Source organism: Arthrobacter sp. R1-13, assembly GCF_054161475.1.
This window is the reverse complement of sequence record NZ_CP096420.1, coordinates 3,169,859-3,194,026: the sequence shown is the minus strand read 5'-3', so window position 1 is coordinate 3,194,026 and position 24,168 is coordinate 3,169,859. Positions and strand designations below refer to the sequence as shown.

The window sequence follows — 24,168 nt, the reverse complement described above, 5'->3', positions numbered from 1 at the left end:
TTGCCGGGTAAGCCCAGGGACTAGCGCTCTCCTGCCGCAGGCTTATTGGTATAGGGGCGAGGCCATGGTGTTCCGGCCCGTTGCCACTCCTGGTAAGTCATAAGAATGTCTTGCCCGCCCGGGGACCGGTAGTAGACGTTTCCGGAGGTGGTGTACTTCCAGTAGAAGGAAAAGGGGACAAATTGATTGATTGTCGGGGTGGGAAACTGCGCCTGCGACCATTCTGCATATCCGATCGGCCGGCTACCCTCCACATTCACATTTGCGTTGTAGTAGATGGTCCCTGACCATGAGGTTTTGTAGTAGGCACTTGCCAAGCGGGTAAAGGGACGGGTTCCAGCGGCTTCCCATTCCGGCAGCGTCATCTTATGAATCACTGAGTCCTCGCCTTTGGCGAAAATCTCGCCGGAGCCGTAGTACTGGTAGTAAGTCGTGCCTTGAATGTAGCCCGCGATCTGCGGCTGTGGCATTCCCAGCTGCTGCCAGTCGGGGTAGCTGAGTCGCTTCCATACCCAGGCAGGACTACGGAATTCCACGGAGTAGATGCTGCCTGACCACGGATACTTAACGAAACTCCCCGCGGTCCGTTCAGGCTGTTTGTAGCCCATGTCCTGCCATTCGCGATACGTCAGGAGATGGGTGATGCCGTCAGCGGAGGTGGCATAAATTTCCGGCGCGGGTGCAAAAGTGAAAACGCGGGTACCCGGAATCCAACCTGCGATCCGCGGTGCCGGGAATCCTGCGGCAGCCCAATCTGCGTGCTCAAGCTTCTTCCACACCATGCCCGACCAGGTGTAACTGACGGAGTAGATCGCGGGAGACCAGGAGTAGCGGACGTAGTCAGTGGGGAATTTCTCCGCAGCCTTCTCAAGGAAAACCTCGTAGACATAAAGGTTTTGACCGCTTCGGACAGCTGCAATTCCTACTTCCGAATACTTCGGATCGCGCATTGTCTGAGCCGTTGTGGATCCGAAGTCCTTAATCAGCTGGTCGTGGAGCTGCTTGGCAGTGGGCCCGGCGGCGTTGTAGACAGTGCCGGTAACCTGCCCGTACTTGGCTGCGGCCGGAAGATTGTCCAAAGGGACCGGCTCAGCTTTTGGAAAATCGGCCTGGGAGTTGGCCCAGTTTTGGGCGTCGGTGCTCACTGTGGAATTGAGGGCGACGGCGGGGACTCCGTGCAACCGGCGGTAAGCGTTCAGCGACTCGAAGAAGGTGTTCAGATCCTGGACCGATACAGGCGTCAGCGCCTCTGTGGAGAACTGGCCAAGAGCAGTGGGCTGGGGAGCGGGCGTAGCCTCGGTTGTGATTGCCGGGGCCGTTGTTTCCGGAGTGGCCTGGGAATCAGTCGTGGGGCTGGAACCCGGAGTGGCCGCGCCCTCGGGGGCGGCCGTGACTGTGGGTTCAGCGGCTGGAGCAGGGCTGGTGGGCGCGGGTTCGTTGCTGGTACCACCTGCGGCGGGAGGCGTTGCGGTGGCAGTTGAGGTTTCCGGCGCAGGGGTTTCCTCTGCCGTAACAACAGTCCCGTTCCGCAAGGCAGGGGCCGACTGGACGGCAGCAGCAGCTATTGGCAACTGCCCGGCAGCAAGGGTGGCTGCCAACGTCCCCACCGCCACTCCCTTTGCCATCTTTGCTCTCAGATCAGTCATTGGCGTTCCTTTGGACTCGTATTGCATGGCGGCGGAGGTTAAGACGTTGTGCGGCTATGAGGAGGCAGCCGGCGAGGAGCAGTAAGGAGGCAACGAGGAGCGGCGTGAGGGTTACTCCTGTTACGGAGAGCGGGGCACCGGAGCCTTCCGCAGCCTTGTCACCCACGGGGCTGAGGGCTTCGGCGGGCAAGTTGGCCGGAGTCAGAAGGGACACAATAATCTCCGATCCCGTAGCGGTGCCAAAGGTATTCTCAGCTACTGCCCGGTACCGGGCACCATTGCGGACGGCGTCAGCTTCCACCCGGAGACTTTCCTCCGAGCCTTCGGCTACCTCCACCCAGGACGATCCTGGATCCGCCTGGGTAAACCAGGTCAGTTTAGGTGCGGGCGCTCCCTCGGCCTCGACGCGCAGTTCGACCGGTTGTCCAGGTTGGGCTGCGACGTTAACAGCGGTGGCGGTCACGCTGGGGGCCTGGGCGATATCCACACGGGCTGCCCGGCTGACTACCCGCTCGCCAAGGAGGTTGGTGGCCACGAGCCTGAACTGTTCAGCCGGAAGGGCCGTGCCCTGCGGGAAGGAGACGGTAAGCGAGTCGTTTCCTGCATCCCTGATATTCCTCCAGCTCGCACCGGAATCCTCGCTGCTCTGCCAGTGCAGACGGCTTCCGGAGCCGGCGAATGAGCCGCTGAATTCTCCTCCGGCTGCATTGTCCAGAGCCAGATAGAGGTCCTCTGGATGGGCTGTTACCTCAAGGGGAACGTGCCTGACAGTCAGCGTCGCCGGTTCCGTTTCGCTGAGAACGGTACCGTCCGCGGAGGCGACGACGGCGCGGAACTGGCTACCGTCGTCGGACTTCACCGGAACGGGCAAGATTACTGTGCTTCCCAAGGCTCCAGGGATGTCTCGGAAAACCTGTCCGGCGCCATCAGCACGCTGCCATTTAACGGATGTTCCCGGCCGTCCGGGCAGGGTGGCGAAGGTGACGGCCTGCCCTTGGTCCACTGTCTGGTCAGAAGGCTGGCCCGATCCGGTATTACCGGCACCGAACACTTCGATCTCAGAAAGAGACAGAGGTACGCCGGGTGATCCTTCTGCTTCGGCCGTCTTGGTGATTTTCACGTAGCGGGCCTCGACAGGGCTGAGTTTGAACTCAAACGGGGGCCCGGCCGGGGCTGATCCGGGCGGGCTAAGGGTCGCTGGCTGGTACTGCCGGCCATCGGCGGAGACTTCCACCTGAACGGAAGCAGGCAGATCCTTGTCCTGCAGCTCAGGTGCCTGGCCCGGAACGGTCGTCACGGGGTGGAGAATGACAGAGCCGAGGTTCCTGCCGGCACCGAGGTCGACCGTTACGGAATGAGGTCCATTGTCGGGGGTTCGATAGCCTTGGCTTTCGGCGGTACTGAACGTCTGTGTATCCACCAGGAAGTCTGCCATCCAAGCGTCGGACTCCAAGGAATCAACAGTCTCGACCTCCGCTCCTGCGGCGAAGTTCACCCCGCCCCGGCCGTAGTCGACCCGGACGTCGTCAATGGAGAAGCCTGGCGAATCAGCTCCGGGAATCGTGGATCGGAGCCCGATGCTGATGGATGCTATGTTCTCAAGCCCCGCTTCCACGGTAGGCAGCACCAACTGGTTCCAGGAGCCCGGGGCCACTCTGCGGATCAGTTCGGAGATGTGGCCTGACTTGTCAGTGGCCCGGATCCTTGCTTCGTGGACACCGTCCGGCGTACCTGTCATCCTCAGAGACGCGAGGAGGGCAGAAGCAGTGCCGGTACCCACCGGATCCCTTAACGTGACGGAGGTTTCACGCCATCCAGGTGCAGCGGAGGGTGCCACAGCAGAGACGTTCAGGGCTCCATGCCCCACGAGTGCCTCAGCCCCTTCTGCCCCGGGGATAAGACCAGCGGCCAGTGTTGAATCAGCCCCCGCGGACCATTCCGACAGGTTCCCATTTTCGAAATTGCCCAGCATGGTTGAACTTCCGGGCAAGCAGGATTCGCCGGTCGCATCGAGGCTGCAGTTGCGGCTGCCCCGTACGAGGGCCACCGTCTGGGCAGTGGCCAGGACAGAACCGGCTTCGTCCGAGACTGACAATTCAACCGTGCCGCTGAGGGCGGACCCCGAAGAGTCCAGCGGAACGAAAACTGTGTGATCCGCACCGGCGGGAATCACCGCGGACACAGCCTGCTGTGCAGTCCATCCCTGGGGGAGGTGGGCAGCGTAGACACGAACAGCCTGATCGGTGGAGGTCAGCAGGTTCCGCAGCCTGACAGCTGCATAACCCGTAGCACCTCCCTCGGTGACAGCCGGTCGCATTTCAGCGCCTGATGCGAGCAGGTGGGCTCCAACGGAGAGATCCAGCTTTGCGCTCCTGCTCACGACGTCGTCGCCGCGTTTGAAGGAGACCTGAGCGAGAACGGTATGGCTTCCGTCTGAGCTGCCCCGGGGGGCTGAAACGCTGTAGCTTGCACTGCCCTCCCCACCCGGCGCGATCTCGGCGGGGAATGGGGAAGTTGCCCGGGCTGACCATCCATCCGGCAGGGACAGCCCGCCGCTGGCCTGAACCAGTGCCGTGTCTCCCGTATTTACGATTTTGACAACGGCGTCTGTGCTGCCACCGGGCGCTAGCTGGCCTTCCACCGCTTCAGCCGTAACGGTGACACCGGAGGCTGCAACAGCCCCCGAAAGCTGATGAATGGTCGCCGCCGATCGAACTGAGAGGGAATCGGCTGTGGCGGCGGGAAGCCCTTCAGCACGGGCTTGGGTGACGGCGGCGCTGAAGGTGCGGGCTGCCGAGATGGCGTTCTGCAGTTGGGGCGCAGGATCTCCGGTGGGTTCCAGATATGCCTCGAGTGCACCGTTCACCTGGCCGGCGGTTTCCTCTGCCGGTTTGCGGAGCCCGCTGGACCCTGGGGTCGCCGCGTCCATGGCCGCTATTTCTTGAGCAATTCCGCCGGTTGTGCCCGATGCGGTCACGAGGTCAGCCAGGGCGGGGTCGGCCATGAAGTTGTATGTCCCGGAGCCCAGGGTGACGATCGTATCCGTATCAGCTGCTTCTATCGATCGGATGCCGTTGCCGACGACAGCACGCTCGCCTGACTCGGCTACTGCTTCTGGAGCGGTGTTGCGCAGGACCAGCTTCCCGCTGGCGCCAACGGGAACCGAGATGGAGTAGGTGGTTCTGTCGCCATCCCTGACCCATGTGGAACTTGCCTCACCGTATGGTGTCTGGATGGAACCGGCGGCAGAAGGCAGTTGCTTGGTAATCCGCGGATCGAAGACGATCTCGCGGTATCCGCCCGCCGGGGATTGCGAAATACCGGCCACGGAGGAGTAGAGCCAGGTGTCGATGAAGGTGAACATGGGGTGATTCAGGGACGGCGAGCCATACCATTCCTCCCAGATTGAACCTGGTCCATGCGTGAGCATGTAGGCCCATCCGGGGCTGTCTGTACGGGCCACCACGGTGTTGACAACGTCGGAGCGACCCATCATCTCCAACGCATCAACGATGTACTTTGCGCCTGGAAGCCCGCCACGTACGTGTCCCCCACCCAGGACCATCACCTGATGCACGAGGGTGTTGGCCACCTCATCCTCCCGGCCTGCCGGGACGATGCCCAAGGTCAGGGGCAGGGCGTTGGAAAACTGGCTAACTCCATAGCTGGCCCGTCCGGCGTCGAAGTAGCGTGAGTTGAAGGCCTCCGCAATTTTGCCGGCGAGGGCTGTGTACCTCGCAGAGTCCGCTGGTTTGTCCAGTTTGCTGGCCATCTCAGCCATGAGCTTGGCCGTCAGATAATAAAATCCGCTTTGGAACAGTTTGCTGTCTGTATCCTCGTCTGCAACCCAGTCCTGTCCCCAGGTGTGGCTCGGCCTCGTGATGAGGTAGCCATCAGTGGACTTTTGGGTGTGTGCCATCCAGCGGTTCATGGAGTCGTAGTGACCGGCGAGGACATCCGTGTCCCCGTAGCTCTTCCACACGTAGTACGGGATAAGGACAGTTGCGGCTGACCAGACCGGGTCCGATTGGGTGTTCCAGAATTCGCCCTGTTCGATAGGCACGATGTCAGGAACAAAGCCTGAAGGCTTCTGGGCGTCCTCCATGTCCTGGATGAACTTGGTGTAGAACGCCGCCATATCGTAGTTGTTGATGGTCGCTTCAGCCGCCAGGTGTGCGTCGGCCATCCAACCGCGCTTCTCGCGTGTGGGTGTGTCCTCCGGGATTCCGTGCAGGCCGTTAACCTGGGTTTGCATGTTGGCGTCGTGCAGCGAATTCAGGAGAGGCGTGGCAGCCTTGAACGTCCCAGTGGGAGCGACGTCGTTCCGTATTTCCCGCGCTGTTACTGAGCCTGCAGGGGGAGCGGCGTCCAGCCCTGTTATTTCCGCCCAGCGGAACCCTGCGTAACCAAAGCGGGCAGCAAACTGGGACGTCTTGCCGTCACCGATGAATGTGCTGGTCTGGTTGGCCTGGATCACTCCATTGTTGACCCTGCCGTTGTGGAGGCGCTCACCGTGTTTGACGGTGACAGTGCGTCCCGCCGGCACTTTCAGTGAGAGGGCGACGCTCCCTGAAATGTTCTTACCGAAATCAACCACATAAACGCCCGGAGCCGGTTGGTGAGTTTTGACGGGCGGGAGTTGATTGACTACGCGCATGGGGCTGTTGGGTGCCGCTTCCAAAGTCCCCCGGACGCTGTTGCTGCGCACCGTACTCCAGCCAGACCCACCTCCCGTGGCGGTATCCCAGCCGGCGAGCTGCTTCCGCGCGTCGAAGGTTTCCCCGTGGAACTTGTGTGCACGGGTTACAGGGCCCGGCCGCGACGTCCACGTGCCGTCCGTGGTGATGACGGTGGCGGGTCCGGATTCCCACTCAATGTTGATTTGGAGGATCACATCGGAGTCCTCCCCGATGAGGAAGCCCAAAGCGTTCGGGCCCGCTTGCAGCTGCCCGGTGACGTCCCACGTCCTGTACAGCGACCTGACCCGGCTGTCTGTTGGCTGGGCTTCCAGCTCGGCATCACCCACTTTGCTGCCATTGGCGCTCAGTTCATAGATGCCGCGCGCCAGGGTTGCTGTCTGGAGGCAGCAGTATCCCTGGTAATCCAGAGGACGCTCGAACATTCCCCGCCCTGAGACGAACGCGGTAGCCCGAAGCGGTTTGGCCGGCAGGGTGAAAGTCTTCCGGAGGTAAGAACCCCCTGCGGCGGTGGATGCCGGACTGATCCACGATGCTTTCCAGTCCTCAGCTTTCAATAACCCGGTTGTCCAGGTACCGATTGCGCTCCAGGCGGATTCTGAGCCGGCCTCATCCCAGACTTTGACGCGCCAGTAGTAGGGAGTCGCCGAGGACAAGCCCGGGCCTTCGTAACGGACCAGGTTCTGGGCGTCTCCTGGCCGCACGCCTGAATCCCACACATCCGGGGTTCCGGTAGCCAGAGCTTCCCTGCTTAATGCGACTTGGATCTGATGGCCCGACTGGGCCTTGTCCCGTGCTGCGGATTGGATCTCCCAGCTGAATCTGGGCTGTTGGGCATCAACCCCCAACGGGTCCGCGCGGTGTTCCACTTTAAGATTGCCGGCGGTCAATGCTGCTGTGGCAGACGACGACGGGTCCTGGGCGGCCTCCAGCGCTGAAGCAGCGGCTAACGGGGACAGGCCCGAAAAGAGACAGCCGGTGACGATGGCAACAGCCAGCAGTCGACGGCGAACAGCGTTGCGAGCCAAGGAGTCCCCCCAAAAAAGCAAAATGTGGAACTCTCGATCTACCACCGAGGTAAATCGCACCTTGGCAGGTAGCGCGCGGGACACTGAATTCCGATCAGAGGATATCAGCATGAGGACCTCAAAGTAGCCCCTCCGCCCGGTCTCAGTTCATTACATTTACGCCACAGATTAATCAGGTCAAGCAATCGAGTCGAGTTGCGGTTCGCTCTCCGGGTCTCGTGATAGTGCATGATCTCTTCCCTGGCCCTAACCTCGGAACATGATTCGTATCTGTGTTGCCGGTGGCACCGGGCAGGTTGGCACCGAGGTTGTCCGGCAGGCACTGGGTCGTGGAATAGAGGTTTCGGCCTTCAGCCGTCGTCCACCGATGCCGGGCACGGCAAAGCACCACGACGGCGCCGCCTACTGGGCTGCGGACGTCGCCACGGGGTCGGGGGTCGCAGAAGCGTTGGCGGGTGCCGACGTCGTGGTTGATTGCCTGGAAGGGCGGTCACGAAAGGCGATTAAGGGCTTTGCCGATGGGGGAGACCGGCTGCTGCACGCCGCGAAGATGGAAGGCGTGAGGAAGGTCGTGCTGCTTTCCATCATCAATTGTGATCAGGTACGCCTGGGCTACCAACGGTCAAAAGCGGAAAAGGAACGAAGGTATGCCGGCTCGGACGTGGAAACGGTCGTTGTCAGGACAACGCAATTCCACAGTCTCCTGGCGGAGGTGTTCTATGCCGGTTCGCGGGTGCGGCTGATGCCGGTGTTCAAAGGTGCAAGGTTCCAGACTATTTCCCCGTCAGAAGCAGCCGCTGCCCTGCTCGAGGAGGCTTTGGGGAGCCGGCTTGGGGAGCCTCATCGCGTGCGTACGGTTGGGGGTCCTGAGATTCTGCCAATGAGGTCGATGGCACAAATCTGGCAGACGGCGACCCATGCCCGTGGGAAAGTTATTGAGCTGCCTTTGCCAGGCAGCATGGGTGAGTACCTTCGTGAGGGGCAGAACCTGATCGCTGAACAAACCTTTGGCCGTGAGACATTCCCAGCCTGGTTGGCAAAGAATGCGGATAGTTTGTAGCCTAAGGACGGCAGTACTGGATCCGACTTAAAGATGTTCTTGTCGGGGGCTATAGCTCAGTTGGTAGAGCGCTTCGTTCGCATCGAAGAGGTCAGGGGTTCGAATCCCCTTAGCTCCACGTTTGCAGGGCCCGTTGGGGCCCTGCCTGGAGCGTGGAAGTTCTCAGCCTTCGCAGTCGACGCAGTAGGCGTGTCCGCCCTTTTCGCGGGCGATCTGTGAACGGTGCCGAACAAGGAAGCATGAGTAGCACGTAAATTCATCCGCCTTCTGCGGGACTACCTCAATGCTCAGTTCCTCACCGGACAAATCGGCACCCGGAAGTTCAACGCCGTCTACCGTGTCCGTCTCGTCAAGTTCCCGCACGACGCTCCGTGCATCCGGAGAATTCGCAGACTTGAGCGCCTCGAGTGATGCGTTCCGCGTCTCCGCGACGTCTGATCGGATTTCGTCGTAGTCCGTTGCCACCTGATATGTCCTTTTGCTTCGCCTAAACCTGTCGGGATAGAACGGTACATCATGAATGCAAGTACTGCCTGTTCGTTGCCTGCATCCGGACCACCTTGTGAACCTCCCAGGCGTTCCTCAGGACCCGTGGACACCTTCAATTGGCAGAACTTCTGAGGATTCAACCACTTCAAGGGCGGAAAACGGGTTGTCCGACCCCACAGGCAGTGGGCTAGCTGAGACAAGAAACACGGTGACGTCGCAACGCTCCAGGACGGCAGCGACGTCAACAAAACGCTTCGCCACGGGGCTGGACCCGCTGAATATCTCCGGTGCATGGGCGTCCAGGACCCACGTCCGAAATGTGTCCGCCAGGTCAGTCAGTTCCGGCAAAGGGACGTTCTGCTCCAGCAGTTCACCGAGGCTTATCCACAGAACTCCGCCCTCGGCGTGCTTAAGAACGGTGTGCCCGTGTGACTGTCCCTTCGAGGGCGAAGGCCGGAAGAGCCCGAAAGCACCCAATTGGCGCGCCGTACCGGGGATGATGATGCGTCCGCCGCGAAAACCCTGGTTCCACTCGGAATTCACTGTCTTGGTCATTCCGCGCTACAGCCAGCCCTTCTTCTTGAAAATGACGTACATGAGTCCCGCCATGCCCGCCATCAATGCCAGGGACATCGGGTAGCCGAACTCCCAGTGAAGCTCCGGCATGAAGTCGAAGTTCATGCCGTAAACGCCCGCTACGAAGGACGGGGCGAAGAAAATGGCCGCCCAGGAGGAAATCTTCTTAACCTGTTCGTTCTGTTCTGCACTGGCCTCGTTTTGCCGGTTGGCCGTCAGTGTGCCATCAAGGGTCAAGGCATTCTGCAACAGGTCACGGAAGGAATCTGCGCGGGAAATCAGCCGTTCCACGTGGTCCTCAACGTCCCTGAGGCTGTGCTGGAGTTCCGTCTCCACTTCGTATTTATCGAACCCCCGCTTGAGGAGTTGCATCATGCCAGGCAGCGGATGGATGGCACGTTGGAATTGGATGACCTCGCGAGCCAGTTCATAGATCCGTCGGGAGACATGGGAATCGCCGCTGAAAAGCTGGTCCTCGATCTCGTCGATATCGTTTTCCAGCCCGGCCACCACTGGAACGTAGTCATCAACTACCTGGTCCATGAGGGCGTAAAGGACGGCCTCCGGCCCGTGGGCGAGCAGTTCCGGCTTGCTTTCGAGCCTGCGCCGGACACGGGCAACCCCACCGGTTTCAGCGTGGCGTACGGTGACCACGAAGTTTCGCCCGGTAAAGATGTGCAGCTCGCCGAATTCCACCGTTTCGGATTCGTCGATGTATCTGGCAGGCCGCAACACTGTGAAAAGGTTGTCACCGTACCGTTCAAGCTTGGGGCGCTGGTGGGCGGAGATCGCATCTTCGACGGCGAGTTCATGGAGCCCAAACTCTTCCGCCACTTCTGCCATTTCGGTTTCAGTGGGGCGGTATAGACCGATCCATGCCATTCCGCCATGCTCGTTGAGCGTCTCAAACGTCTGCTCAAGGGTGTGAGGTTGTGAGTTGCGCACCCCGTCCACGTAGACGGCATTGTCGATGATCGTCACGAAAAATACATCCCGTCACCCAGCCAGGAGGAGACCTTCGGGGGCTCGGATGCAGCCAGGTGGTCGGGAAACGGTAGCGCCATTCTCATGTGGAAATCCTATTCCCCTCTTGGGACGGGGATGTCCCCGCCGAGGCTTTGCCCCGAGTCTGTTGCCGGGCAAGCGTATCGCCCTGGGCAAGGCGGCTGATCAACGGTTCAGTCCGGTACGGAATGTGCGTGTGCAGAGCCAGGACAGTCTCGGTGCGGATCACCCCCTTGATCCTAAGAACCGACCGGAGGGCCGATTGGAGATTGTGGGTGTCAGTGGCAACCACCCTGCACCAGACGTCTCCCCGGCCTGAGATTTCATGGACTTCCAGCACTTGGGGCAGGAGGCGCAAGGCGCCTACGACGCCGTCGAGTTCGCGGTGTGTCACTTCGATCGTGACAAAGGCGACGACGTCGTATCCCACCGCCTCAAGATCGATTTCGCGACCGCCGTCGTGAAGGACGCCGGAGCGGAGCATTCGCCGGACCCGGGACTGGGCCGTGTTGCGGGCGATCCCCAGCAGTTCGCTGAGTTCGCCGATCTGGATCCGCGGGTCCCGGATCAGTTCCAGCAGGATCTTCAGATCCGTGGGATCTAATTGGTTCAAATCGTCACTCCGGCTCATTACCACGGTCAGGCCTTGACTGTTTTGATCAAGTCTTACACCTTTCTCAGTCCCACAAGTCATTCACGAGCGAAAATATAGCCATCAGAACTGCCCGGAGCGCTGCCGGTCCCACAAGGATCCGGTGTGGTCCGGATAATCGGGAAAGGCATGGCAATGACTGTCTTCGGCGAGCTCCGTATGTCCTCCGCCGCCGTTAGCCCCAGGGGATGGGATGCTTCCACCACGGCCCGCCTGGTCCTGGCGGGAATGGTGATCTTCACACTGCTGGTCGGAGCGAACCTCGCAACGCCGCTGTACCCCCTCTACCAGGCTCAGCTCGGCCTGACGTCCCTGGATGTCACCATTGCTTTCTCCGCCTACGTCCTGGTGTTGGTGGCCACGCTGGTGCTTGCCGGCCACTGGTCGGACCACATTGGCAGGCGCGCCGCGTTGCTGCTGGCAGTATTGGTGGGGCTGATGGGCGGTCTGGTCTTCGCGACCGCTGGCAATCTTGCCGCGCTTGCGGCTGGCAGGGCACTCCAAGGCATGGCAGTGGCACTCGCCACCGGCGCAAGTGCTGCTGCACTTCGCGAACTTTTGCCCTTGCGACCGGACTGGGCGTCCCGGTTCACACTGTTGGCGTCAGCCGGAGGGGTGGCTGCTGGTCCTGTGATTGGGGGAGTGCTTTCGCTCCTCCCAGGGCCCACTTCCACGCCTTTCGCCGTTCATTCCGTCATCCTCGGCGGGCTGCTGGTGCCTCTGTACTTCCTGAAGGCGCGGCCTGCCGTCCGGCCCGTGAATGGCGCATGGCCCATCAAGGCGCTGGCACCCCGGCGTCCATCAGTCTCCCAGGAAGCGCGTGGGGCATTCTGGCTCGCGGCCGCTGTTGGCTTCCTTAGTTTCGCGGTGTTTGGATTCTGTTTATCCCTTGCCCCCGGGTACTTCGCCGGGATAGTCCACGTGGACTCGAGGCCTTTGATCGGTGTACTGGCAGGATTGACGCTGGGTTCATCAGCGCTGAGTCAGTTACTCGCAGTCCGTGGGCGTTATGTGGTTCCGGTGGGTCTTCTCGTCCTGGCAGTTTCGGTCGCCCTGATCGCCGTCGCGGCCGCTCGGACCACCCCATGGTTGCTGGTCCTGGCAAGCATGGGCGCAGGCTTCGGCCAAGGCCTTTCCTTCCGGGCCGCCTTCAACGACGTAGCTGCCAGGACGGAACCGTCCCGGCATGCGCAGGTCGTCAGTGCGGTCTACGTCATCACGTACCTGGGCAGCGCGGTGCCGGTGATCGGTTTGGGACTTGCGACGGCGGCATGGGGCCTTCCCGCATCCGTCACAGTGTTTGTGCTGCTTTGCGCGTTGTGCGCCGTCATTTTGGCAGTGGTCAGCTTACTCCGGCAACGGACCGTGGTTGCCCTGAATGTGCTCGAACACCAGGGTGGTTTCGGTGTGGCCGACGACGGGGTCGGTGGCCAGGTTGTCCAGCACCCAGTCCCTGAGGTCCTCCGTCGTAGCGACGGCGATATGCAGCAGGTAATCGACCGACCCTGAAGTGTGAAAGGTCGACAGTACGGCCGGGAGATGGGGTACGCGGGCAGTAAACCTGTCAATCTGATCACGATCGTGCGCCCGGAGCCGTACGGCGACAAGTGCCTGAACCGATCGGCCGATTGCCGAGAGGCTCAATTTCGCCTCATACCCCTGCACTATCCCCCGCTCGGACAAGGCACGGGTACGCATCAGGGCAGTTGAAGGGGCAATTCCCACCAGTTCAGCGAGTTGCTTGTTGGAAATCCTCGCGTCCTCCACCAGAGCCGCGAGAAGTTTCTCGTCAATGGCGTCCAGCGGCTCGCTGCTCAACGATCCCGGCCGAATATTCTTCGCGTTGCTGGCCACAAGTCCTCCTCAGAGTGTGCTGCGTTCATCATAAACCGCTTCTTTCATCCCTAGAATTCAACTGCTCTGGGCAATCCCGAATAAATGCCAGATACTTTCGAGATTCAATGACGAATATTCAGAAGGAGCACGGTGCTTTCATTCGATTCACTTGCGGTACATGCCGGACGCGACGGGTTGACGGAGCAGGGCGTGCACGCGGTCCCCATCGATCTTTCAACCACTGCGCCGCTGCCTTCAGTTGTGGAAGGCGGACTGGCCTATGAACATCTTGCGACCGGTGGAGCCCATCTCAAGGATCAGAGTACGGTCTACCAGCGGCTATGGAACCCAACTGTGGCACGGTTTGAAGATGGGCTTGCTGCCTTGGAGAACGCCCCTGAGGCTGTTGCGTTCGCCACGGGTATGGCGGCTCTCTCGGCAGTGCTGCTTGCCGTGGTTTCCATGGGCAAAAAACACGTCGTCGCTGTCCGCCCTCTGTACGGCGGAAGCGATCACGTACTCGCCCAAGGAACGCTGGGAACAGAGGTTACCTTCGCAACTGCTGATGAAGTCAGGTCTACCCTTCGACCGGACACTGGCCTGGTGATCGTAGAGACCCCTGCAAATCCAAGCCTGTAGCTGGTGGACATTGCTGCCTTGGCTGCCGCCGCTGATGGTGTCCCACTGCTGGTGGACAACACTTTCGCCAGCCCTGTGCTTCAGCAGCCGCTCAGGCACGGCGCAGCCATGGTTCTGCACAGTGCCACAAAGTTCCTGGGCGGCCACGGAGATGCCATGGGTGGTGTCGTGGCAACCTCGCCCGGGTGGGCGGTCAGGCTCCGAGCCGTCCGGGCCGTCACAGGAGGTATCCTCACGCCTTGGCCCGCCTACCTGCTCCACCGGGGACTTGCCACTTTGCCCATCCGGGTCCGGGCGCAACAGGCCACGGCTTCCAAAGTGGCGTCGGCGCTGGCCGGGCACGGTCTGGTCAAGGGGGTCCTGTATCCGGGGTTGCCTGAGTGCGATCCCCTGGGGCTGGTGGGTACGCAGATGTCCGGTCCGGGCTCCTTGATAGCGTTTGAGGTCAGTAGCCCTGAGCATGCCCAACGAATTCCTTCGGCGGTCAGCCTGATCACCCATGCAGTCTCCTTGGGCGGAATCGACACGCTCATCCAACATCCTGCAGGCCTGACGCACCGACCGGTGAGCAGTGAAGCGCGGCCATCGCCAAACCTGCTTCGGCTCTCGGTGGGACTTGAAGGTGCCAGCGACGTGGTGGCAGACCTCGTTCAGGCCATCGAACGCACCCACTGATCAGCGGATTGGAGACAGCGGCTTAGGGGAGTCGGACGGCCGGCAGGAGGGGAGGCAGAAAATGTTGCGGCCAATATTGCCCTGATTGCAGGCTGTCTGCCGCCGGTTAAGTAGTCTGTTCAGGTGAACAGTGCTGACAGCTTCCCAGAATCGAATTCCGTTGATGCGGACCGCCTCCCTGCCGGGAGAGTTGCAGGCAGTGTCATCGGTCTGGACATTGGAGGAACCAAGACCCATGGGGTCCGCTTCCTCGACGGTGAAGCCGTTGCAGACGAGGTTGTGGGGAGCTCCAACGTCCAGAACGTCAGCCGTGAAGAAGCAGCTCGGAATCTCGCTGAACTGTTTGCCAGAATAGGCGGCGGTTCCATCGCGCAGGTGTATGCGGGGGCCGGAGGCATAGATACCGACGACGACGCCGCCGCGCTCGCCTCACTGATCGCACCCCACGTCCCCGGGGCGCGGATCACCGTTGTCCATGATTCCCGGCTGCTTCTGGCGGCTGGGAGTGCCAGCACGGGCGTGGCCGTCATCGGTGGCACAGGATCCGCGGCTTGGGGTCGGAACGAGGCTGGCAAAGAAGCCAGGGCGGGCGGCTGGGGATATCTGCTGGGAGATGAAGGCAGCGGGTACTGGCTTGGCCGGGAGGCTGTCCGCCACAGCCTCCGACGGATGAACCAGGGCTTTGAACCCGATGAGCTCACCACCGCGCTTTTGGAATCCTGCGCCGTTGATCATCCCAACAAGCTGATTGCACTCTTCCATTCGGCCGAGACAGGGCGGCGGTATTGGGCCCAACGCGCACGCCTTGTCGTGGAGGCAGCCGAGAGCGGCCATGCCACCAGCCTGGCCTTTCTGGTACAGGCAGGCAGTGACTTGGCGGATCTGGCCGTGGAAACGCTGCGGCAGCTCGACGTCGACGGCCCCGTAATTCTTGGAGGAGGCCTTGGCATGAACGTTTCCTGGATCCAGGACTCCTTCCGGAAACACCTGGCGTCAGAAGGTATCAACGATGTGCGCGTCCTGGACAGGGAGCCTGTATTCGGGGTTCTTCAGCTTCTTGCGGAGCAGGGCTCAGAGGCCTGATCCTGCATACAAATCAGGAACGTGTTCGCGGCCTGAGCCGCACACCAGGCAAGGGCGGGGCTGGTATGCGGCCCGCTTCGGAGCCGGCCTCGGGCCCATGCCCCCTCACCACTCCGAACCGGCTGACTTCAACTGAATTCTCCCCAAGGCCGGCCTGCGCCTCCCAGTCCTCGCGGGCCAACGCCACATCATCGTGGGTCCGGCCAACGAAGTTCCACCACATCAGCAACTCTTCCTGGAACGGTTCGCCGCCCAGCAGGATGAAGCGGGTACCGGCAGCTGCGTCGAGATCAAGGAAATCCCGTCCTGTCCCGAGGTAGCAAAGTGGGCCCGGAGTCACGTGCTGATTCTCAAGAACCAGGCTGCCGTCAAGGACCAGGATGGCATGCTCAAACTCTGGATTCAGTGGCAACCCGACAGGTCCCTGGGCTGTGACGTCCGCTCCTGTGATGGGCGAATACATGGTCGCCGGCGACGTTGATCCGGCGAAAGTTCCTACCATGACCGTTGCCACGTAACCCTCGCCCTCAACCGATGGCAACTCCCGGTGCTGCTCGAACGCCGGCGTCCTGTGCCGCTCGCTGTCCGGCAAGGCAACCCAGAACTGGAGTCCCCGCTGCAGCGGCAGCTCTTGGCCGCCGTCGGGCGTTTCCTCCTGGACCGCCATAGGGGAGGGCTGCGGCAGCACGGCGAATTCTGAGTGGGAGATGCCGTGGCCGGCCGTCATGATGTTCAATTCCCCGGGCCGGACGATAACGTCGCTCCCCACGCTGTCGCGGTGGCGGATGGTGCCGATGAGCGGCCACGTTACCGTTTGAAGGCCCGTGTGCGGATGGGGCAGGACGGACATTGCCACGCGGTCGGGCCCGAAGCTGTCGAGGAAGCACCAGGCTCCGACTGTCGGCAGGCCTCGCTGGGGGAGAGTGCGCTGGACATTCATGGCACGAACACCGCCCAGCGGAACTTCCCGGGCGGGCCACAACTGCAGGCACGGGCCGGCTCCCGAACCCTCACCAATGTCTGCAGGTGGACATATTTGTTCCCGGGGACTGACTTCAAGATTGGTCACCTCCCCACTGTAGAACCGAATGCAGTGTCAGTGCATGGCAACGGCAGCGAAAGCCAGCGGTCCTGGAGCCCATGTTGGGGTCCGGTCCGCGGGTATGGCCAGCAACGGCAGAGTTCGATAGCCTGTCAGAGTTGCCGGTTGGCCGGCGGCCGTTTCAGGGACACGCTGCGAAAGCAAAAAGGGGGAGGTGGAAGTGATGACTGTCATAGTTCTGCGCGCCTCGCGCCTCAATCACGCCAACCTTCCTTCCCTGTCTGATCGCACTTCCTAGCGGCTCACAGACGCTTCTGTGCACTGGCGGGGCCCATCAAAGGCTTCCCATTGAAAAACACCAACAGCCTTCCATCGGCTGAACCTTCTCTCAAATCTCTCCTAAACAACGGACCTGTTCTGGCTGGTCCCGTTCAGTACGGATTCACTCCGGCCAGGGCAGCGTACTTCGCCGCACACCGCCAGGCAGACGGAACCATGCCCGGGCGGGTGGTGCGGATGGACCGCAACCGTGTGCTGGTAGCGGCGGCGGAGCGGTTCTTCCACGTCCCCTACCCCCTCCATGGCTCCATCCCCGCAACGGGCGACTGGGTCTGGCTGGGGATGAACGCCTCAGCCGAGCCCGTTATCGAAAGTGTCCTCCCGCGCTACTCGGAACTCAGCCGAAAGCGTGCATTTGCAGCATCCTCGAATGCCCAGGTGCTCGGGGCCAACATCGACATCGTCGGCGTGGTGGTCCCGGTTGACCGGCCGCTTACGCACAACAGGATCGAGCGGACCCTCGTAGCGGCGTGGGATTCAGGTGCTACTCCGCTCGTCATCGTCACCAAGGCGGATCTGGCCAACGTAGCGGACGACGTCGTTGGGCAGGTCATGCTTCAAGCAGCCGGTGTGGATGTGGTTACCACATCAGCAGAACAGCACGACGGGTTGGAGGAACTCTCGGGCCGTGTGCCCGCCGGAACCACCCTGGTGCTGTTGGGGCCTTCGGGGGCGGGAAAATCCACGCTCATCAACGCGCTGGTTGGATACCAGGCACAAGACACCGGGGAGGTCCGCACCGGAGACGGCAAGGGCAGGCACACGACTACCGCGAGGGAACTGGTGCCGCTGCCTGGCGGCGCGGTGCTCATGGACACCCCCGGCGTTCGAGGCTTCGAACTTTTCGAGGCCGAGGGCGGAATGGGCGAGATGTTCGGCGACCTTGAGGAACTCATGGAGGCCTGCCGGTTTTCTGATTGTGCCCATGATCGGGAGCCAGGATGCGCTGTGCAGGCTGCACTGGACGACGGAACCCTGGATAACCGTCGCTGGTCCAACTACCTGAAGCTTCAGCGCGAGCTTGCTGCGCTGAACAGGCGCCACGATGCTGCGGCGCGCAGGGCTTACCAGCGGGAATGGCACCAGAAAGTTGTGGCGGCGGGCAAAAGTCAGCGGTCAGCTGAACGGTATGGCCATGAAAAGTCAGTGGAGCGGGAAGGCAAATCCGGAAAGTCCGGAAAGTCCGGAAAGTCCGGAAGGAACTGACGGTGTGGATGGGTTCTGATTCTTATCAGGACCCATCCACCTGCCGGCTGGTTCCGAGCAAAGGGCGACTCCACTCCGGCGTGCCGGTCCCTCCGGCTTTGTCGAAGGGACTGGGTAGGCTGTGGTGGTAATTTGTACCGCCAAGAATGACCCGGCTTATGATCGTCTTGCCTGACCGTCCGATGTTGCCGCTGGTAAGGCACACAGCCTCCACATCCCCGTAGCCTGTTCTCCAAGGAGGTACGTTTTGAAGGATTTACGACGTCAGATGACAGGGCGCCGTGCTTTGGGTGGCTGGGCCACAGCTTTGGGCCTGGCACTGGCCTTGAGTGCCTGTGTGGGCGGATCGGATCCGGTAAGCACCACACCTGCCACCAGCAGTTCCGCCTCCACCGGTGAGCCACTTGTGATTGGTTCGGCAGACTTCACCGAAAGCCAGATCATCGCCGAAGTCTACGCGGGGGCTCTTAACGCCGCGGGGGTTGCGGCCAGCACCAAGCCCAATATCGGATCACGGGAGGTCTACTTCAAGGCCGTCCAGGACGGCTCAATCGATATCGTGCCGGACTACAGCGGCAATCTCCTGCTGCTGGTCGACAAGGAGACCACCCAGGTTTCCGCCGATGACATTATCCGGGCGCTGCCTGGCAAACTGCCCAAAGGCCTTGGAGTGCTTGATGCCTCCAAAGCCGAGAAGAAGGATGCCATGGTGGTGACCAAGGCGACGGCGGAGAAGTACCAGCTGAAGTCCCTCGCGGACGTTGCCAAGGCATGCAGCGAACTGGTGGTGGGCGCTCCGGCCACCTTTGCGGAGCGCGCCTACGGCCTTCCCGGCCTCAAAAAGAACTATGACTGCGTCCCCAAAAAGCTGGAACCGTTCAACGATGGTGGCGGAGCCGTCACCGTGAAGGCGCTGCTGGAGGACCAAGTGCAGATTGCCGACATCTACACCACCACTCCTGCCATTGCCGACAACGATCTTGTGGTCTTGGAGGATCCAAAGAACAACTTTATTGCCCAGCAGGTTCTTCCGCTCTACAACGAAGCCCAGATGACGGATAAGGCGAAGGAGACGCTGAACAACGTCTCCAAGACGCTGACGACGGAGGACCTGATCAACCTGAACCGCGCAGTCAGCGGCAATCAGAAGCAAGACCCCAAGGAAGCAGCACAGGCCTGGCTAAAGGACAAGGGCTTCACCAAGTGACGGGCTCCGGAGTGTGAGTCAAGTCTCAGGGGATTAACATCCTCCATATGGCATATTTGATGGATGGCAGAATTCAAGCAGTCCACCAAGCTTCATAATGTCCTCTACGACATCCGTGGACCGATCCTCGAGGCCGCCCAGCAGATGGAGGCTGAGGGCCACCGAATCCTCAAACTGAACATTGGGAACCCAGCGCCCTTTGGATTCGAAGCACCTGACGCCATTCTGGTGGACATGATCCGCCATCTTCCCCACGCCCAGGGATACAGCGATTCCCGAGGTATTTTTTCTGCCCGCACCGCCGTTTCCCAGTACTACCAAACCCGTGGCATCCAGAGCATTGACGTTGACGATATCTACCTGGGCAACGGCGTAAGCGAGCTCATCACCATGTCTCTCATGGCATTGCTCAACGATGGCGATGAAGTTCTCATCCCTACTCCGGACTACCCCCTTTGGACGGCTTCGGTTGCATTGGCAAGCGGAAAGCCGGTGCACTACCTCTGCGACGAGGAGTCCGGATGGCAGCCTGATCTTGAGGATCTGGAGGCGAAAATCACTCCCCGCACCAAGGGGATCGTAGTGATCAACCCGAACAACCCCACTGGCGCCGTCTACCCGGAAAGTACTCTTCGTAAGATCGTGGCGCTTGCTGAAAAGCACGGTCTGGTGGTGTTTGCGGACGAGATCTACGAGAAGATCCTGTACGAGGATGCCGTCCACGTGAATATGGCAGGTCTAACCGGAGACGCTGTTCTCTGCCTCACCTTCAGCGGACTCTCCAAGGCCTACCGTGTCTGTGGCTACCGCGCCGGATGGATGGCGATTTCAGGGCCGAAAAAGTCAGCGGCAGATTACCTCGAGGGAATCAACCTGTTGGCGAACATGCGTTTGTGTGCGAATGTGCCGGCGCAGCATGCCATTCAGACAGCGCTAGGCGGCTATCAAAGTATCAATGACCTCATCCTTCCCGGCGGTCGACTCCTGGAGCAGCGGAACAAAGCCTACGATCTGCTGAACGCCATCCCCGGCGTGAGTACGCAACAAGCCCGCGGGGCGCTCTACCTCTTTCCGCGGCTCGACCCCGAGGTCTACCACATCAGGGACGACGAGAAGTTTGTCCTTGACCTGCTGCGGGAGCAAAAGATCCTCGTCTCTCATGGCCGGGCATTCAACTGGGTGCGGCCGGACCACTTCCGGATGGTCACGCTTCCCAACGTGAAGGATATTGAAGAGGCAATTGGCCGTATGGGGGACTTCCTGAGCCGCTACCAAGGCAACTAGCCTGATCTCAACAGTTCACGCCCGGATTCATCGGAGGTGAACGTGCGGAATGTGCTTGACGGCAAGCGCGGCCGCAGGATGCACTGCAGCGGAAAGAGGCTTCCCATGTCAGTTGTTGTGAAGTTCGGACAGAAACCCTCGCAAACGCTGGTGACGGCAAAAGGTTTCAAGTTGGGGGACGTCGACGCTGACTCGACACCCGGGTACGTCGGAGTCAAAGAGGATGGCAAGGCGCTACTTAAGGACCTCGACGGCGAACTGACGGAACTGCAGGAAAAGCTTTTCGCGGAGGCCAGGTTCGGCGGAACCAAGCGCATCCTGTTGATCCTGCAAGCCATGGACACAGCAGGCAAAGGGGGTATCGTCTCACACGTTATGGGGGCGATGAATCCGCAAGGCGTACAGCTGAAGGCCTTCAAGGCGCCCACTGACGAGGAGAAGTCCTACGATTTCCTTTGGCGGATTGAAAAGGAAGTGCCGGCAGCTGGGATGGTGGGAGTCTTTGACCGATCCCACTACGAAGATGTCCTGATCCACCGTGTGTATGGCTGGGCTTCAAAGAAGGAGCTGGAGCGCCGCTATATCGCCATCAACGAGTTCGAAGCGCGGTTGACGGACTCCGGCACCCGGATTGTAAAGGTAATGCTCAACATCAGCCGGGATGAGCAGAAGAAGCGTCTGCTGGCCCGGCTGAACAATCCGGCAAAGCACTGGAAGTACAGCACCGGGGACCTGAAGGAACGTGCGTTCTGGGACGACTATATGGACGCCTACCAGGCGGCAATCGATGCCACGAACACTAAAATTGCGCCGTGGCATGTCATTCCTGCAAACAAGAAATGGTATGCGCGGATAGCGGTCCAGCAGCTGCTCCTTGACGCATTGAAGGAGCTGAAACTGAAGTGGCCGGAGGCTGACTTCGATGTGGAACAGGAAAAGGCGCTCGTCGAGCGTTCCTGAGTAACGCTCCGCTCAGCTCTCCTGGACGTGGTCCCGTGCTGCGGCGAGTCTCTTACGTGCGCCGTCGAGCCACTCCTCACAACGCTTGGCCAAGGCCTCGCCACGCTCCCAGAGGGCAAGCGATTCTTCGAGGCTGGCTCCTCCCGCCTCCAGCTTTCCCACAATTCCCACCAATTGTTCCCGCGCTTCTTCATAACTGAGCGAATCAATGTCCGCCTGGTGATTCTGTGCCGCTGCCATAGTGGTGCTCCTTGCTGGGTTTCCGGGCCTTTGGGACGTCCATGATGAAGGGCGTCCTTGTTGGATGTTTGTCAATGCTCGGTGATTGTCAGTGTTCGATGATTTCGGTGCCGCCGGTGGACACTGCTGTAAACCTGCCGCCCGCTACCCGGACAGACAGTTCCGCGTCCGCGGGAGCCTGGGAAGGATGACGCACAATTTCCCTGCGCCGCGTTTCCCCAGGCTCACCTGTATCGCCGTTCAGGGCAAGCTGAACTACGGCGTAACCCCGGTCCAGGGTCTTCTGCGGTGACAGGGCCCGAACTTGCGCCGTGAGATGTACGAGCCCGTCGGCTGCCCTCACCAAGGCGACGTCAATGGACGAACCGGAACGGGTTCTCAACCTTTCGATATCCTCATGCCGGCTGGTCAGCAGAACCTCCGGTGCCGCCAGAGCTGGACGGCTGCGCAAGGAGCCCAATCGCTCGCTTTCCCTCTCCACGAGGCGCGTGACAGAACTGCGAAGCCGGTCCCTCGATTGCCTCACCCTGAAGAGTTCCTCCACAACATCCGGCACGATTCTCTTCGCCGCGTCGGTGGGAGTGGAAGCACGAAGATCAGCGACGTCGTCGAGGATGGGACGGTCTGCTTCGTGGCCAATGGCGCTGACCACCGGGGTGGTGGCCCCTGAAACGGCCCTGACAAGCTCCTCGCTGCTGAACGGCAGGAGGTCCTCCAAGGCGCCTCCGCCACGGGCGATAACAATGACGTCGACCTGAGGTGCCTCATCAAGTTCCTTCAGCGCCGCGATCATTTGCGAAACGGCGGTGTTCCCTTGGACGGCTACTTCCCTGATCTCGAACTCGACGGCAGGCCAGCGCAATGCCGCATTCCGGAGGATATCTTTCTTGGCGTCCGAATCACGGCCGGTGATGAGGCCGATCCGGTGGGGGAGGAGGGGGAGTGGTTTCTTCCTTGCCTCGGCAAAGAGTCCTTCAGCGCCCAGTGCTTGTCGGAGTCTCTCGATCCTCGCCAGGAGATCCCCCAGGCCAACCGGACGTATATCTTTCACAGCCATGTTCAGCCGGCCCGTTTTCACCCAGAATTCGGCTTTGAGCAGGGCAACCACACGTGATCCACGCTCCAGGGGCGCAGCCTGACGGTCCAGCAGTTTGGTCCAGACAGAAGCGGGAAGGGAGATCTCAGCATCGACATCCCGCAGCGTCAGGAACGCGTTGGTCCCTCGGCGGTTGAGCTCAATAACCTGGCCCTCGACCCAGACCGACGGAGCCCGTTCAATATGCGCTTTCAGCTTTTGGGAGAGGAGTTGCAGCGGCCACGGATTCTCAGGACTCGTTTCCGCAGCCGTAGCCGGCACCGTGGTTGTGGTCGTGACGACTTCAGACACGCGGCAATCCATCGGTGGTACCTGACTGATGCATGGGCGGTGATCCTTTGAGCTGGTATTTCGTACGGGGTGTTCGCGGATGTTGAGGAACGCGGTTCAGATATCAATCACTCTATCCATAGCTCTATCATCACGGGCCGACATCCCTTGTCTGGCATGAGGCTGTCCTGCCCGACCTTTAGGATGGCTGTATCCCAACCAACAAACTAGGACTCTCTTGCGTACTTTTGTTTCCGCCATAGCGGTCATGATCGGCTTACTGCTCGCGGCTATGGCCGTTCCGGCAATGTGGGTTGATCAGAACATCGTTCAGGAGGACGGCTTTGTCCGGTTAGCGTCTCCACTGGGCAAGGAACCGGAATTCCAGCGGCGTCTTGCCTCGGCCGCTGTAGCCAGTTTCAATCCTGCCGGGCAGATTCCGGATTTCATGGCAGACGGTATGGCTCCTGTCCTGGAAGCGGCGGCAGGTTCCCTTACGGGCCTGCCCGGCTATCCTGCAGCGTGGGAGGAGACCCTCCGGAAGAGTCACCGTCTCAGCTTCACCGATCCCGGCAGCTTGCCACCCGAGGCTGATGCCTCAACGTCCCTCACACTTGATGTTGCCCCGCTTCTTGGTCTGTTGACACGCCAGCTATCGGAAACAACGGGAGTGCCGTTCAATCCTCCAGGGGAAACCCTCATCAACATCGGGCAATCCGGTCATCGCGAGCTGATCGCCAACCTGTCTGCATACGCGCCCATGGGGTATGCCATGGCCGTCGGCTCCGGGATTGCCTTTGTCCTCGCCCTGGTGGCGGCCCGCCGTCGCTGGGTCATCTTCCTCGTGGCAGGGGTAGGCGGATTATTTATGGCAGCGCTCTGGAAGCTCGGGTCGGACCTCGCATCGGCCGCCGTTTCCGCAATGCCCTCAGGGAACTCTGTTGCCGAAGTTTTCCAGCAGGAACTGGTCAACGCGTCGGCTGCATCATTTGGGCAGTGGATTACCACGTCTTTCTGGACCGGAGGATTCCTCCTGCTGGCGGGAATCGTGTTAGCGATCTTTCCGGGACGACGTGTCTAGGATGCAGGCCGGAATGACCGAAGCATGGCACCCGCAACGGAGCCGGTAGCATTGAAC

At 60.8% G+C, this 24,168-nt stretch carries 17 protein-coding genes, 1 tRNA gene and 2 pseudogenes; 10 read left to right on the top strand and 10 right to left on the bottom strand.

Features of this window, described 5'->3' with window-relative positions:
* Window positions 1-20: 20 nt before the first annotated feature.
* Entirely contained in the window at window positions 21-1,646 is a 1,626-nt protein-coding gene (locus M1D88_RS14725; protein WP_458111533.1) for a CAP domain-containing protein, read from the bottom strand.
* Window positions 1,639-7,371 carry a family 78 glycoside hydrolase catalytic domain gene (locus tag M1D88_RS14720; RefSeq protein WP_458111532.1) on the bottom strand — a complete coding sequence of 1,911 codons (5,733 nt, stop codon included), beginning with the start codon at window positions 7,369-7,371 and terminating at the stop codon, window positions 1,639-1,641. Before M1D88_RS14720 ends, M1D88_RS14725 begins: the two co-directional genes overlap by 8 nt.
* Window positions 7,372-7,630: 259 nt before the next feature.
* On the opposite strand from M1D88_RS14720, the gene M1D88_RS14715 reads away from it, so the two are divergent.
* A complete protein-coding gene (locus tag M1D88_RS14715; RefSeq protein ID WP_458111531.1) occupies window positions 7,631-8,431 on the top strand; it encodes an SDR family oxidoreductase in 801 nt (266 codons plus the stop codon).
* Between the two features lie 45 nt (window positions 8,432-8,476).
* Window positions 8,477-8,549 (top strand) — tRNA-Ala (locus M1D88_RS14710).
* 44 nt (window positions 8,550-8,593) lie between these two features.
* Here M1D88_RS14710 and M1D88_RS14705 read toward each other — a convergent pair.
* The 4 genes from M1D88_RS14705 to M1D88_RS14690 all read right to left on the bottom strand — a co-directional run bounded on the left by M1D88_RS14705 (window position 8,594) and on the right by M1D88_RS14690 (window position 11,114).
* Window positions 8,594-8,896 carry a DUF4193 domain-containing protein gene (locus M1D88_RS14705; RefSeq protein ID WP_309105874.1) on the bottom strand — a complete coding sequence of 101 codons (303 nt, stop codon included), beginning with the start codon at window positions 8,894-8,896 and terminating at the stop codon, window positions 8,594-8,596.
* A 117-nt stretch (window positions 8,897-9,013) separates the two neighbouring features.
* The gene (locus M1D88_RS14700) at window positions 9,014-9,475 is read right to left on the bottom strand and encodes a hypothetical protein (RefSeq protein WP_458111530.1); all 462 of its coding nucleotides are present in this window, start codon (window positions 9,473-9,475) and stop codon (window positions 9,014-9,016) included.
* A 6-nt stretch (window positions 9,476-9,481) separates the two neighbouring features.
* A complete protein-coding gene (gene corA, locus M1D88_RS14695; RefSeq protein WP_458111529.1) occupies window positions 9,482-10,477 on the bottom strand; it encodes a magnesium/cobalt transporter CorA in 996 nt (331 codons plus the stop codon).
* An 85-nt stretch (window positions 10,478-10,562) separates the two neighbouring features.
* Window positions 10,563-11,114, bottom strand: a complete 552-nt coding sequence (locus M1D88_RS14690) for an Lrp/AsnC family transcriptional regulator (protein WP_458111528.1) — start codon at window positions 11,112-11,114, stop codon at window positions 10,563-10,565.
* A 174-nt stretch (window positions 11,115-11,288) separates the two neighbouring features.
* Here M1D88_RS14690 and M1D88_RS14685 point away from each other — a divergent pair.
* Window positions 11,289-12,503 (top strand): annotated as a pseudogene (locus M1D88_RS14685) (MFS transporter); the annotation flags it as partial.
* Here M1D88_RS14685 and M1D88_RS14680 read toward each other — a convergent pair.
* A complete protein-coding gene (locus M1D88_RS14680; RefSeq protein WP_309105878.1) occupies window positions 12,501-13,007 on the bottom strand; it encodes an Lrp/AsnC family transcriptional regulator in 507 nt (168 codons plus the stop codon). The pseudogene M1D88_RS14685 and the gene M1D88_RS14680 overlap by 3 nt on opposite strands.
* A 132-nt stretch (window positions 13,008-13,139) precedes the next feature.
* Between M1D88_RS14680 and M1D88_RS14675 the strand changes: the two are divergent.
* Window positions 13,140-14,303 (top strand): annotated as a pseudogene (locus M1D88_RS14675) (trans-sulfuration enzyme family protein).
* A 204-nt stretch (window positions 14,304-14,507) separates the two neighbouring features.
* Window positions 14,508-15,386, top strand: coding sequence for an N-acetylglucosamine kinase (locus M1D88_RS14670; protein ID WP_458114539.1), 879 nt, complete (start codon window positions 14,508-14,510; stop codon window positions 15,384-15,386).
* Window positions 15,387-15,399: 13 nt separating this feature from the next.
* Here the strand turns inward: M1D88_RS14670 and M1D88_RS14665 are convergent, their stop codons facing one another.
* On the bottom strand, window positions 15,400-16,455 hold the full coding sequence (locus tag M1D88_RS14665) for a pirin family protein (RefSeq protein ID WP_458111527.1): 1,056 nt from the start codon (window positions 16,453-16,455) through the stop codon (window positions 15,400-15,402).
* A gap of 390 nt (window positions 16,456-16,845) precedes the next feature.
* Here M1D88_RS14665 and rsgA point away from each other — a divergent pair, with 390 nt between their 5' ends.
* The 4 genes from rsgA to M1D88_RS14645 all read left to right on the top strand — a co-directional run bounded on the left by rsgA (window position 16,846) and on the right by M1D88_RS14645 (window position 21,424).
* Complete coding sequence (gene rsgA / locus M1D88_RS14660; RefSeq protein WP_458114538.1) at window positions 16,846-17,973, top strand: ribosome small subunit-dependent GTPase A; 1,128 nt, start codon at window positions 16,846-16,848, stop codon at window positions 17,971-17,973.
* A gap of 268 nt (window positions 17,974-18,241) precedes the next feature.
* Complete coding sequence (locus tag M1D88_RS14655) at window positions 18,242-19,180, top strand: ABC transporter substrate-binding protein (RefSeq protein WP_458114537.1); 939 nt, start codon at window positions 18,242-18,244, stop codon at window positions 19,178-19,180.
* A gap of 63 nt (window positions 19,181-19,243) precedes the next feature.
* Window positions 19,244-20,464 carry a pyridoxal phosphate-dependent aminotransferase gene (locus M1D88_RS14650; RefSeq protein WP_247046386.1) on the top strand — a complete coding sequence of 407 codons (1,221 nt, stop codon included), beginning with the start codon at window positions 19,244-19,246 and terminating at the stop codon, window positions 20,462-20,464.
* A 105-nt stretch (window positions 20,465-20,569) separates the two neighbouring features.
* Window positions 20,570-21,424 carry a polyphosphate kinase 2 family protein gene (locus M1D88_RS14645; protein ID WP_458111526.1) on the top strand — a complete coding sequence of 285 codons (855 nt, stop codon included), beginning with the start codon at window positions 20,570-20,572 and terminating at the stop codon, window positions 21,422-21,424.
* Window positions 21,425-21,436: 12 nt separating this feature from the next.
* On the opposite strand, the gene M1D88_RS14640 is transcribed toward M1D88_RS14645, so the two are convergent.
* Window positions 21,437-21,664, bottom strand: coding sequence for an exodeoxyribonuclease VII small subunit (locus tag M1D88_RS14640; RefSeq protein ID WP_458111525.1), 228 nt, complete (start codon window positions 21,662-21,664; stop codon window positions 21,437-21,439).
* Between the two features lie 88 nt (window positions 21,665-21,752).
* Window positions 21,753-23,063, bottom strand: coding sequence for an exodeoxyribonuclease VII large subunit (gene xseA / locus M1D88_RS14635; protein ID WP_458111524.1), 1,311 nt, complete (start codon window positions 23,061-23,063; stop codon window positions 21,753-21,755).
* A 235-nt stretch (window positions 23,064-23,298) separates the two neighbouring features.
* Between xseA and M1D88_RS14630 the strand changes: the two genes are divergently transcribed.
* Window positions 23,299-24,111, top strand: coding sequence for a hypothetical protein (locus tag M1D88_RS14630; RefSeq protein WP_458111523.1), 813 nt, complete (start codon window positions 23,299-23,301; stop codon window positions 24,109-24,111).
* Window positions 24,112-24,168: the final 57 nt, after the last annotated feature.

Bases quoted from the DNA above. Each gene is read 5' to 3' on its own strand.
- M1D88_RS14645 (WP_458111526.1), top strand. From the start codon at position 20,570: ATGTCAGTTGTTGTGAAGTTCGGACAGAAACCCTCGCAAACGCTGGTG.
- M1D88_RS14725 (WP_458111533.1), bottom strand. From the start codon at position 1,646: ATGACTGATCTGAGAGCAAAGATGGCAAAGGGAGTGGCGGTGGGGACG.
- M1D88_RS14650 (WP_247046386.1), top strand. From the start codon at position 19,244: ATGGCAGAATTCAAGCAGTCCACCAAGCTTCATAATGTCCTCTACGAC.
- M1D88_RS14700 (WP_458111530.1), bottom strand. From the start codon at position 9,475: ATGACCAAGACAGTGAATTCCGAGTGGAACCAGGGTTTTCGCGGCGGA.
- M1D88_RS14640 (WP_458111525.1), bottom strand. From the start codon at position 21,664: ATGGCAGCGGCACAGAATCACCAGGCGGACATTGATTCGCTCAGTTAT.
- M1D88_RS14655 (WP_458114537.1), top strand. From the start codon at position 18,242: ATGACAGGGCGCCGTGCTTTGGGTGGCTGGGCCACAGCTTTGGGCCTG.
- M1D88_RS14715 (WP_458111531.1), top strand. From the start codon at position 7,631: ATGATTCGTATCTGTGTTGCCGGTGGCACCGGGCAGGTTGGCACCGAG.
- xseA (WP_458111524.1), bottom strand. From the start codon at position 23,063: ATGGATTGCCGCGTGTCTGAAGTCGTCACGACCACAACCACGGTGCCG.
- M1D88_RS14630 (WP_458111523.1), top strand. From the start codon at position 23,299: ATGATCGGCTTACTGCTCGCGGCTATGGCCGTTCCGGCAATGTGGGTT.